14 protein-coding genes are annotated in these 10,111 nt (G+C 62.3%); 4 read left to right on the plus strand and 10 right to left on the minus strand.

What is annotated here, in order from left to right; translation table 11 throughout:
* The 5 genes from FNA46_RS24895 to FNA46_RS24915 all read right to left on the minus strand — a co-directional run.
* Positions 1-342 (minus strand): ATP-binding protein (locus tag FNA46_RS24895; protein ID WP_246103372.1); only part of this gene is annotated, 342 nt, incomplete at its 3' end.
* Positions 343-473: 131 nt separating this feature from the next.
* A complete protein-coding gene (locus tag FNA46_RS24900; RefSeq protein ID WP_143127935.1) occupies positions 474-839 on the minus strand; it encodes a helix-turn-helix domain-containing protein in 366 nt (121 codons plus the stop codon).
* On the minus strand, positions 836-1,399 hold the full coding sequence (locus FNA46_RS24905) for a Smr/MutS family protein (RefSeq protein ID WP_143127936.1): 564 nt from the start codon (positions 1,397-1,399) through the stop codon (positions 836-838). Before FNA46_RS24905 ends, FNA46_RS24900 begins: the two co-directional genes overlap by 4 nt.
* Entirely contained in the window at positions 1,396-2,514 is a 1,119-nt protein-coding gene (gene mltA / locus FNA46_RS24910; RefSeq protein ID WP_143127937.1) for a murein transglycosylase A, read from the minus strand. Before mltA ends, FNA46_RS24905 begins: the two co-directional genes overlap by 4 nt.
* The gene (locus tag FNA46_RS24915) at positions 2,511-3,209 is read right to left on the minus strand and encodes a Tim44/TimA family putative adaptor protein (protein WP_143127938.1); all 699 of its coding nucleotides are present in this window, start codon (positions 3,207-3,209) and stop codon (positions 2,511-2,513) included. The genes mltA and FNA46_RS24915 overlap by 4 nt, the downstream gene beginning before the upstream one ends.
* A gap of 124 nt (positions 3,210-3,333) precedes the next feature.
* Here FNA46_RS24915 and FNA46_RS24920 point away from each other — a divergent pair, with 124 nt between their 5' ends.
* Both FNA46_RS24920 and secB read left to right on the plus strand, forming a co-directional pair.
* The gene (locus tag FNA46_RS24920; RefSeq protein ID WP_143127939.1) at positions 3,334-3,837 is read left to right on the plus strand and encodes an FxsA family protein; all 504 of its coding nucleotides are present in this window, start codon (positions 3,334-3,336) and stop codon (positions 3,835-3,837) included.
* Positions 3,838-3,933: 96 nt separating this feature from the next.
* Entirely contained in the window at positions 3,934-4,407 is a 474-nt protein-coding gene (gene secB, locus FNA46_RS24925; protein ID WP_143127940.1) for a protein-export chaperone SecB, read from the plus strand.
* 58 nt (positions 4,408-4,465) lie between these two features.
* Here secB and dnaQ read toward each other — a convergent pair whose 3' ends face one another.
* From dnaQ to FNA46_RS24950, 5 genes are read right to left on the minus strand one after another with little or no spacing between them, the layout of a single operon-like run.
* The gene (dnaQ, locus tag FNA46_RS24930) at positions 4,466-5,161 is read right to left on the minus strand and encodes a DNA polymerase III subunit epsilon (RefSeq protein ID WP_143127941.1); all 696 of its coding nucleotides are present in this window, start codon (positions 5,159-5,161) and stop codon (positions 4,466-4,468) included.
* Positions 5,154-5,762: a dephospho-CoA kinase gene (gene coaE, locus FNA46_RS24935; protein ID WP_143127942.1), complete on the minus strand. Its 609-nt coding sequence runs from the start codon at positions 5,760-5,762 to the stop codon at positions 5,154-5,156. The genes dnaQ and coaE overlap by 8 nt, the downstream gene beginning before the upstream one ends.
* Positions 5,759-6,625, minus strand: a complete 867-nt coding sequence (locus tag FNA46_RS24940; protein ID WP_143127943.1) for a shikimate dehydrogenase — start codon at positions 6,623-6,625, stop codon at positions 5,759-5,761. The genes coaE and FNA46_RS24940 overlap by 4 nt, the downstream gene beginning before the upstream one ends.
* The gene (locus FNA46_RS24945; RefSeq protein ID WP_143127944.1) at positions 6,618-7,217 is read right to left on the minus strand and encodes a Maf-like protein; all 600 of its coding nucleotides are present in this window, start codon (positions 7,215-7,217) and stop codon (positions 6,618-6,620) included. Before FNA46_RS24945 ends, FNA46_RS24940 begins: the two co-directional genes overlap by 8 nt.
* A gap of 40 nt (positions 7,218-7,257) precedes the next feature.
* Positions 7,258-8,079 (minus strand): pyruvate, water dikinase regulatory protein, encoded by an 822-nt coding sequence (locus FNA46_RS24950; RefSeq protein WP_143127947.1) that lies wholly within the window; start codon positions 8,077-8,079, stop codon positions 7,258-7,260.
* A 405-nt stretch (positions 8,080-8,484) separates the two neighbouring features.
* On the opposite strand from FNA46_RS24950, the gene hemE reads away from it, so the two are divergent.
* Positions 8,485-9,525: a uroporphyrinogen decarboxylase gene (gene hemE / locus FNA46_RS24955; protein WP_143127945.1), complete on the plus strand. Its 1,041-nt coding sequence runs from the start codon at positions 8,485-8,487 to the stop codon at positions 9,523-9,525.
* Positions 9,515-10,057 carry a protoporphyrinogen oxidase HemJ gene (gene hemJ / locus FNA46_RS24960; protein WP_143127946.1) on the plus strand — a complete coding sequence of 181 codons (543 nt, stop codon included), beginning with the start codon at positions 9,515-9,517 and terminating at the stop codon, positions 10,055-10,057. The genes hemE and hemJ overlap by 11 nt, the downstream gene beginning before the upstream one ends.
* Positions 10,058-10,111: the final 54 nt, after the last annotated feature.

Below are 10,111 nucleotides of genomic sequence, written 5' to 3' on the forward strand. Positions count from 1 at the left end.
GTCGAACTTGCCGCCGGCATGCAGCTGCGTCATGATGACTTCGGCCGCCGAGACGCCTTCGGATGAGTGGATATCGGTCGGGATGCCGCGGCCATTGTCGGTTACGGTGACGGAGCCGTCCGGGTTCAGCGTCACGGTGACGATATCCGCATGGCCGGCCAGCGCCTCATCGATGGCATTGTCCACGACTTCATAGACCATGTGATGCAGACCGGAACCATCGTCCGTGTCACCGATATACATGCCGGGACGCTTACGCACCGCATCGAGCCCCTTGAGGACCTTGATGGAATCGGCTCCGTATTCTGCACTCGCGCTATCGCTGACGGGTGTATCGCTCATCAATCAACTTTCTGGTTCTTGGCTGCAGACGGTGAGGCGGCGAATCACCGTCGTCCTTATTGCGGACTATAGGAAGTTCCAACCCTCATTCCAAAGCACGGACGACGAAAAACAGGGGATGACATGCGCCGTCAGCCCCGGTTCGGAGCTTTTTCCAGCAGCTTCAGCATGTCCTCTACCACGTCCGGCTCCAGATGGCGAATATTGCGTGCAAGCGCATTGGCAAGCGCTGTATAGCGGGGCGGAAGGCCAGCGGTATCCACCGTCACGCGCGGGTCGGACCCCTCGGCCAGACGGAACAGTTCGTCCGCTTCATCCCAGATGATGTTGAAGTAACCGCAAACGCGCTGGAGGAAATCGAAGCTCGGCCGGCCGCGCCGCCCATGCTCCAGGGCAGACAGATAGGCAGCCGAAACGCCGATCGCCGCGGCCATCTGCTGCTGGCTCACCCCCTTCTGCCGGCGCAGATCGCGTAGCGCCTCACCGAACGGGGTCAAGGCTCGCCACCACGCCGGCTGAGACGGACATAGAGCGCGCCCTCGCCGCCATGCTGACGCGCCGCCGGCTCGTAGGAGGAAATCAGGAAGCGGAACTCCGCCTTGGAAAACCACAACGGGACGGCCCGCTTGAGGGCGCCTTCGCTGCCGAGCGAACTGCCCTTGCCGGTGATGACCAGCACATGCCGCAGGCCGCGCTCATGGGCGCGCAACAGAAAGTCGAGGAGGATGCCATGTGCCTCGCTCTGGATCATGCCGTGCAGATCGATGCGCGCCTCCAGCGCGAGGCGGCCCCTTGCGATCTTGCGCTTGACCGGCCGCTCCAGCGGATGATGGACGCCCTTCGGCTGCTTTGGCGTTGCTGCGTCGGCGCCAGGCGACAGGCCGGCGGGTGCCGGTTTTCCGGTGGATGCCGCCGGTGCGGACCCGTCCTCGGCCGGCGGAAAATCCGCCTCGAATTCCAGAAGCTCCTCCAGACGACCCGGCATGGGCTTGGCGGTCTTGGCCACCTTGCCCCAGAGGATGCGCTCGTCGGCGCTCAGCTTGCGCCCGCCCTTCATCCGCCGAACCTCGATGCCGCTGCCTTCGGGATCAGGATGTAGAAGTCCGCGCTGTTGCGCACCGTGCCGGCCAGTTCGCCGGCAGCATCGCCGGACCCGGTGAAGATGTCGCCCCGCGCTGCTCCGACAATCGCCGAACCGGTATCGAGCGCCAGCATCAGCCGGGCAAAGGGACGCCCCTCATCGAGATGCGTCAGACTGTCGGAGCGAATGAAGAACGGAAAGCCGAAGGTATGGATCAGGCGATCCACGGCCAGCGCCCGACCGGGCACCAGCGGCACCTTGGCGGCAGCGATCGGACCGAGATCGATATCCTCCACCTCCGCCTCGCGGAAGAAGATATAGGACCGGTTATGCCAGAGGATCTCATCCACCTTAGCCGGATTCTCCGCCAGCCAGCGACGGATGGACTGCATGGAAATGCCGGCTGGATCAATCTCGCCGCGGTCGATCAGCAGGCGACCGATCGGCGAAAAGGGATGACCGGCCTTGGCCGCATAGGTGATGCGCTGCATCCGCCCGTCCGGATAACGCAGCCGCGCCGCCCCCTGCACATGGGTGAAGAATACATCCACCTTGGATTTCGCCCAGGCGATTTCCAGCCCCTGGCCCGCCAGACAGCCCTCATCGATGGCGCGGCGATCCGGATAGGGCTCGATACCGGAGGCAGTCTGCCGGCCGAAGACATAGGATGCATCCAGCGTCGCCGGTCTGTTCGCCGCATCGAGATCGACCAGATCGGCTGGACGGCGGTAGAAGGGATAAGGATAGCCGGAGTCCGGATGGTCCGCGACCTCTACTTCCGGCTCATAGAAGGCCGTGACGAAGCCGGAGCGGCCATCCGCGGGCGTGATACGAAACGGAATGCATTGGCTTTCGAAAAACCGCCGGGCCGCTGCCGCATCGGCGATGTCGGCTGTGGCAGCCGCCTGGAGCAGCGGGCGCAGATCCGCAGCGCTCAGCCCCAGCGCACCGGTCCGGTAGGGCTTGGCCCGTTCGAGATGGGCAAGACAGGCAGCCATGGCTGAAAAGAGGGGGCGGGGATCATCGATCTCCCACCCCCTCAGATCTTCATAGCGGACGGCCGCAAGGCCAGGAAGCGCGCTCTCGGTCATTGCTCGGATTCGGTTGCGACCAGCTTCCAGTTCGGATCGCGCGAGCGGATGTCGCGGGCGAAGGTCCAGATGTCGATCACCTCGGCCACCGCTTCCGCATCCCCATCCACCAGCGCACCGGCCTTGTCGTAGGTCGCCGAAATCAGCTGGCTGACGATACGCAGTGTCACCTGCTCTTCGTGGTTTTTGACCACAACCTGGATGATCTCTGCCTTGTCGATACCAACGAAGGTGGATTTGACCGTCTCACCGCGGCTTTCGCGGTCACGGATAGCGGCATCGAAGCCTTCGAAGACCTCGCGCGACAGCAGGTTGCCGAGCGTCTTGCGGTCGCCGTCGGCAAAGGCCATCACGATCATTTCATAGGCCATCCGCGCGCCGTTGAGGAATTCCTTCGGGCGGAAGGTCGGATCGGCCTTCACCAGATCCCGCAAGCCGTCGTTCAGCGCCGTACCCGGCTTGGCCACCGCGTCGATTTCGGCAAAGCGCTGCTCCTCGTCCACGGGTTCGCGCTTGGGCAGGGTCACCACCTTGCCATCATCGGCTGCCGGAGTGCGCGCGGTGTCCCGCTGGCTGAAGGGATCGACGGGCGGCTTCTCGTGCCCCGTACGCCGGCCCAGCACGCTGCGCAATTGCAGGAAGATCAGCACCGCCGCCACGAGGAAAAACAGAGTTATGAAGTCGTTCGCGCCCATTATCACCCGCGGCATTGTTGGAATAAGAGAGGTTTCACCTCATATAGTCTGTTATGGCGCGCATTCAAATAGCGCGGCGCACGTTCCCTTTGCACCCTGATTGTCACCACCAGAGAAGGACCTCATGCCACGCTTGCTTTTCCCCCTCCTGCTCCTCGGGCTGCCGCTCGCCGAGATCGCCGGCTTCGTGGTCGTCGGGCAATGGCTGGGCCTCTGGCCGACGCTGGCGCTCGTCATCCTCTCCGGTCTCGCCGGCACGGTGCTGTTGCGGATCCAGGGTCTCGACGTACTCCGCCAGATCAATGCGGAGGGGCGAGCGGGACGGGTGCCGGGCGAAGCGATCGTGCATGGCGCGTTGATCGTCTTCGGCTCCATCCTTCTGGTCCTGCCCGGCTTTCTCACCGATATTGCCGGTATCCTGCTGTTCATTCCAGGCTTCCGCCGGTTGATCTGGCGCATGCTCGGCGAACGGCTCGTCGTGCGCAGCAGCTATTCCGCCCGGCCGACCTGGGACCCAGGCACCCGGCGCGGCACCGACCAGCCGACGCTCGATCTCGATGCCAACGACTATCAGCGCGGGCCCAACCCTGATTCACCCTGGAAGAACGGGCCGAAAGACGGCGCCTGAGCCCTCAAAAGAGCCGCGCCACCGACGGCGCCAAGGGTTGTAAGGGTCTGACCGAAATGCTAGACGGCGCCAAAGACCGCAGCCGAGGAACAGCCAATGGCAAACGAAAACGAGACGCAGTCCCCTTCCCTGACCATTCTTGCGCAGTATACGAAGGATCTCTCCTTCGAAAATCCGGGCGCGCCGCGTTCGTTGCAGGCTCGCGACAAGGCGCCCTCCATCAACATCAACGTGAATGTGAACGCCAATCCGCTGTCGCCGACGGATTTCGACGTTGTTCTGACGCTGAACGCCGAAGCCAAGGATGACGACAAGGTGGTCTTCGCTGCCGAGCTGGTCTATGGCGGGGTCTTCCGCATCACCGGCTTCCCGCAGGAACACATGCTGCCGGTTCTCTTCATCGAGTGCCCGCGCCTGCTCTTCCCCTTCGCCCGCCAGATCATTTCGGACGTTACCCGCAATGGCGGCTTCCCGCCGCTGATGATCGACCCGATCGATTTCGGCCAGATGTTTGCGCAGCGCGTTGCCGAAGAACAGGCCCGCTCGCAGGGCCAGGTGCTGAACAGCTAAGACATCCACGGTCTTAGAGATCAGGAAAAAGCCCGGCGCAAACCGGGCTTTTTTCGTATCAGCGGTAACGGGACCAGAGTGCCTTGTCGCCCATGGTCTTCACCATGGACTGGTGCGCCTCGATTTCCGCCTCGCTCAGACGGGGCTTCAGCGGCCGTGGACGGGTCAGGACGATCGTTTCCGTCTCCTCCACCTCGACCACTGTGGTGGTCTGTTGGGAGGAGCCCAGCACCAGAGCGGCCTGCCGGCCGCCAATCATCTCGATATAGACTTCCGCCAGAAGCTCGGAGTCGAGCAGCGCGCCGTGCTTGGTGCGATGCGAATTGTCGATACCATAGCGACGGCAGAGCGCATCGAGCGTGTTCGGTCCCATGGGATGCTTGCGCCGCGCCATGGACAGCGTGTCGATCACATCCTCCTGTGGCACCGGCGGCAGGCCAAGCCGGGCAAACTCGGCATTGATGAAGCCCATGTCGAAGTTGGCATTGTGCGCGACCCACTTGGCGTCCTCGAAGAAGGCCACCAGATCCTTCGCCACCTCGGCAAAGCTCGGCTTGTCCTTCAGGAAGTCGTCGGTGATGCCATGCACCGCAAGGGCATCCGGATGCACCTTGCGATCGCCGGGATTGATGTAGACGTGAAACGTGCGGCCGGTCGGAAAATGATTGAGCAGTTCGATACCGCCGATTTCGATGACGCGGTCTGCCTTGTTGTCGAGCCCGGTCGTTTCCGTATCGAAGATGATCTCACGCATTGTTGTTGCCACTCCGCTTGCCACGGCTGAGGTTCACGAGGATCTCGCGCACCTGCCGTCTCGCCTCCTCGATACCATGACCGGTATCGATGATGAAATCCGCACGGGCCCGCTTTTCCGCATCCGGCATCTGCCGCGACAGGATCAGGGCAAACTTGTCCTCGGTCATGCCGGGTCTTGCCAGCACACGCTGCCGCTGGATCTCGGGATCGCAGCTGGCCACAACAACCACATCCACGCGCCCGGTCGCCCCACTTTCGAAGAGAAGCGGAATGTCGAGCAGCACAAATGCCGCCCCCGCCGCGCGCTGCGCGGCGAGAAACGCGTCCTCCCGCGCCCGCACCAGCGGATGCACAATGCCCTCCAGCTCCTTGAACCGTTCCGGCGCCTGGGCCAATTGTCGGGCGAGTTCCGCCCGGTCGATCGCGCCCTCGCGGGCAACACCGGGAAAGGCCGCGTCGACGGGCGTCACAGCCTCGCCACGATAAAGGTCATGCACCACCGCATCGGCATCATTGACGGGCACACCTTCCGCAGCGAACAGGCCAGCCGTCGTTGACTTGCCCATGCCGATCGATCCGGTCAGACCGATGCGGATCATGCATGGTGCTCCATGTCGCGGACGATCAGATCGCGTAGCGTCTCGTCCACCTCGGGGCGGCGGCCGAACCATCTTTCGAAACCGGGCACCGCCTGGTGCAGCAGCATGCCGAGCCCGTCGACGGTCGCAAAACCTTGTTGCCGTGCCTCCGCAAGGATCGGCGTTTCCAGCGGCACATAAACGATATCGGTCACGACGGCCTGCGGCGCCATCACCGAGAAATCGATATCCAGACGGCCCTCGCCCTCCATGCCGAGCGAGGTGGTGTTCACAAACAACCCGGCTTGCGCCATCACCTCCGGAAGCGCTTCGATCGGATGCGCATGCACGCGGATGCCAAACCGATCCGCCAGTTCCTGCGCGCGGGCGACCGTCCGGTTCACCACATGGATTTCGCCAATGCCCCGATCGCGCACTGACTGGATAATCGCCCGGCTCGCGCCGCCGGCGCCGAGCACTACGGCCCGCGACACCCGATCCCAGCCCGGATGGCGCTGATCGAGATTGGCGGTAAAGCCATAACCATCGGTGTTGGTCGCCTTGACGAGGCCGTCCTCCAGCCAGAGCGTGTTGGCGGCCCCCAGTTCCTCGGCCAGCGCATCCGGCCGATCCGCAAGCTTGAAGGCACGTTCCTTATGGGGGATGGTGACATTGCCGCCGCGATAGCGACCTTCGTTTTTGAGCGCGGCCATGAAGCGTTCGAAATCCGGCTCCAGAATCTCGATTGCCGCATAATCGCCGTCGATGCCGAACGCCTTAAGCCAATGGCTATGGATCATTGGCGAGCGCGAGTGACGGATCGGCGTGCCGATGACGAAGGCGCGAAGTGTTTCACGTGAATCAGCCGGGTAATGGTCAACCATGGATCACTCCAAGGGTTCTGAGTGCCTGAAGCAGAGACAGCATGGGAAGGCCGAGAATGGTGAAGTAATCACCGTCGATCGCGGAAAACAGCTGGATCCCCTCGCCTTCCAGCTGGTAACCGCCGACGCTGGTAAGGGCCCTGTCGCCGACGCGATCGAGATAGCGATCGATGAAGGCCGGGCTCAATTCGCGGACAGTCAGCGACGCCTTCGCCACCTCTTCCCAGAGAATGGTGCCATCGCGGAGGATCGCAACACCGCTGTTCAGGTGATGTGTCTTGCCGGACAAGGATAACAAAACATCCCGCGCCTCATCGCGGCTCGCCGGCTTGTGGTAGACCCGCTCACCGAGCGACATGGTCTGATCGGAGCCGATCACGAAGGCTCCGGGATAGTGTCGGGCAACATCAAGCGCTTTGGCGCGCGCCAGCTCCAGCGCCACCTGTTCCGGGCCTGCGCCGCGGCGATGGAGATCCGCTTCGATGGCACGCTCGTCGATGACAGCGGCACGGGCCGTAAAGGACAGCCCGGCATTTTCCATCAACTGGCGGCGGAAGGGACTGGAAGAAGCAAGGACAAGCGGCTGTGACACGCGGATCAACCCGTCATAAGGATCGTGATGGATGCCGGGCTTAGCGCAGCTTCGGACGCAGGGCAACGATGGCGGCAGCGGTTTCTTCGATCGAGCGGCGCGTGACATCGATCACCGGCCACTGGTTATGCGCGCAGACGGATCGCGCATATTTCAGCTCCTCATGGATGTTCGCGCGGTCTGTATAATGACTGCGGTCGAAACCGGTGACGCTGCCCAGTTCGCGATGGCCCCGCACCTGCGAAATCCGGTCGCTGGTGGCAATCAGCCCGACGATCAGCGGTTTCGTTGCCTTCAGCAGGCTGTCTGGCAGCGGAACACCGGGCACCAGCGGCAGATTGGCAGCCTTGATGCCGCGATTGGCCAGATAGATGCAGGTCGGGGTCTTGGAGGTGCGGCTGATGCCGATCACAACCACATCCGCCTCGTCGTAGTTTTCCGGCAGCTGTCCGTCGTCATGGTCCATCGCAAAATTCAGCGCATCGATCCGCTTGAAATATTCGGCGTTGAGCGCGTGCTGCGCGCCGACCCGCCGCCGTGTCATGGTTCCAAGATAGGCTTGGAAGCTTGCCAGCACCGGCTCCAGCACATTGACGGAGGGAACCCCGATCTCCTTGCAGCGTTCCGCGACGTGGTCCGCGAGTTCCTGGTCGACGATGGTGTAGAGAACGATGCCCGGCTTTTCGTCGATCGCCTGCAGCACCGGCAGCAATTGCTGGCGATTGCGGATCAGAGGATAGACATGCTCGATGGCGAGCGCACCGCGAAACTGCGCCGCCGCGGCACGGCCGGCGGAGATCAGAGTCTCACCGGTGGAGTCAGATATCAGGTGCAGATGGAAGAAGCTTTTGCGGTTCTCCACGTTAATCTTCATCCTCTGTTCATAACCTGGGACAAACGGCACAGACGGTCCGCCCCTCGCCTGCCGGCAGGCATAACTGTCGACTTATCCACATTACCCGGCGCTGTGGCCTGCTGAAATCCATGCCTGTGGGAATCGTGGAGAGATACCCGATGCCCTTGCACGGTTCGCGGCTGATCCACAGAGGATCCTGTTTTCCGGGATGCGGCAAGATCCTGATTCCATATTCTGAATCGCCCTCGTCCACATCTTTCCCCAGATGGGCATATCTTCGTCCGGCCTGAGCATCTTTGTCGCGCCATATGGGTGTGGACTGTGCAGGAGAAATGATCCCTGATAGTCACCGACTCTAAGAATCAGCAAAACAAAGATTCTGGATTTCTTTTTTTATAGGGAGGACGCCGCTTGGCTGGCGAAGGTCGCAAGGTTCTCGACGTGCTGAATGGCGCATCCCTCTCGCCTCCACCCATCTGGCTGATGCGACAGGCCGGCCGATACCTGCCGGAATATCGCGCGACGCGGGCGAAGGCCGGCAGCTTCCTGTCGCTCTGTTATGCGCCGGATCTGGCGACCGAAGTGACGCTGCAGCCGATCCGGCGTTATGGTTTCGATGCCGCGATCCTGTTTTCCGACATCCTCGTTATTCCCGATGCCCTGAAGCGCAACGTGCATTTCGTGGAGGGCTCAGGCCCGCGCATGGATCCGATCGATGAAGCCGGCATTTCTGCGTTGGATCAGGCAGGTGTTCTCGATCACCTAGCGCCTGTGATGCAGGCGGTACGGCAAATCCGCGCGGAACTGCCGCAGGAAACGACGCTGCTTGGCTTCTGCGGCGCGCCCTGGACCGTTGCCACCTATATGATCGCTGGTCACGGCACGAGCGATCAGGCGCCGGCGCGTTTGTTCGGCTATCGTCATCCGGAGGCCTTTGCCCATCTGCTCGCGGTCCTCGCCGAGCTTTCCGCCGATTATCTGGTGCGGCAGATCGATGCGGGCGCTGATGCGGTGCAGATTTTCGATTCCTGGGCCGGCGTGCTTGGCGAGGCCGAGTTCGAGGCCTATGCGATAGAGCCGGTCGCGCGCATCATTCGTTCGGTCAAGGCCCGGCGCCCGCAGGCAAAGATCATCGCCTTTGCCAAGGGCGCTGGCCTGAACCTTCGCCACTATCGCCAGAAGACCGGTGCGGACATGATCGGCCTCGACTGGTCCGTGCCCTTGAGCTTTGCTGCCGAGTTGCAGAAGGACGGTCCCGTGCAGGGCAATCTCGATCCGATGCGGGTGGTAGCCGGTGGCCGTGCACTCGATGACGGCGTGGATGCCATCCTGCAGGTGCTGGGCCAGGGACCGCTGGTGTTCAATCTCGGCCATGGCATTACGCCGGAGGCCAATCCGGAACATGTGACGCAGCTGGTCAATCGGGTGCGGGGTCTGCATCATGGCGGCTGAGAAGCAGACGGATGCTTCAACCGGCCGGCGTGCGGCCCTGCGCGCCGGTGTGGCGCTGGCAGTCTTCGGTGCGATCATCTTCACTGCCTATCTGGCGCAGCCCGACAATTTCGATCGCTGGATCACGGCCTTCCATGTGATGGCGGTGATTGCCTGGATGGCCGGCCTGTTCTACATGCCGCGCCTCTTCGTCTATCACACAGATGCCCCCGTTGGATCGGTGCAGTCTGAAACCTTCAAGGTGATGGAACAGCGGCTTCTGAAGGTCATCATGAATCCGGCCATGATGATCAGCTGGATGCTCGGGCTCTATCTCGCCTGGGGCGTCTTTGGCTTCCAGGGCGGCTGGCTGCATGCCAAGATTGCACTCGTCGTGTTGCTGACGCTTACCCATATGCATCAGAGCCGCGCGGTGCGTCAGTTTGCGGCAGACTGTCCGCGGCGGAGCGCACGCTACTGGCGTATGATGAACGAAATTCCCACGGTTCTGATGATGCTGATCGTCATCCTGGTTGTCGTCAAACCGTTCTGAACCTCAAGATTTCTGGAAGCCCCCCTGCGCCGCAAGGGGGGCTTCCAGAAATCT

The sequence above is a fragment of the Affinirhizobium straminoryzae genome (assembly GCF_007004135.1).
Lineage (GTDB): Bacteria > Pseudomonadota > Alphaproteobacteria > Rhizobiales > Rhizobiaceae > Neorhizobium > Neorhizobium straminoryzae.

Bases quoted from the DNA above. Each gene is read 5' to 3' on its own strand.
- mltA (WP_143127937.1), bottom strand. From the start codon at position 2,514: ATGACCGAGAGCGCGCTTCCTGGCCTTGCGGCCGTCCGCTATGAAGAT.
- FNA46_RS24905 (WP_143127936.1), bottom strand. From the start codon at position 1,399: ATGAAGGGCGGGCGCAAGCTGAGCGCCGACGAGCGCATCCTCTGGGGC.
- FNA46_RS24915 (WP_143127938.1), bottom strand. From the start codon at position 3,209: ATGGGCGCGAACGACTTCATAACTCTGTTTTTCCTCGTGGCGGCGGTG.
- FNA46_RS24920 (WP_143127939.1), top strand. From the start codon at position 3,334: ATGCCACGCTTGCTTTTCCCCCTCCTGCTCCTCGGGCTGCCGCTCGCC.
- FNA46_RS24940 (WP_143127943.1), bottom strand. From the start codon at position 6,625: ATGGTTGACCATTACCCGGCTGATTCACGTGAAACACTTCGCGCCTTC.
- hemJ (WP_143127946.1), top strand. From the start codon at position 9,515: ATGGCGGCTGAGAAGCAGACGGATGCTTCAACCGGCCGGCGTGCGGCC.
- secB (WP_143127940.1), top strand. From the start codon at position 3,934: ATGGCAAACGAAAACGAGACGCAGTCCCCTTCCCTGACCATTCTTGCG.
- coaE (WP_143127942.1), bottom strand. From the start codon at position 5,762: ATGATCCGCATCGGTCTGACCGGATCGATCGGCATGGGCAAGTCAACG.
- dnaQ (WP_143127941.1), bottom strand. From the start codon at position 5,161: ATGCGTGAGATCATCTTCGATACGGAAACGACCGGGCTCGACAACAAG.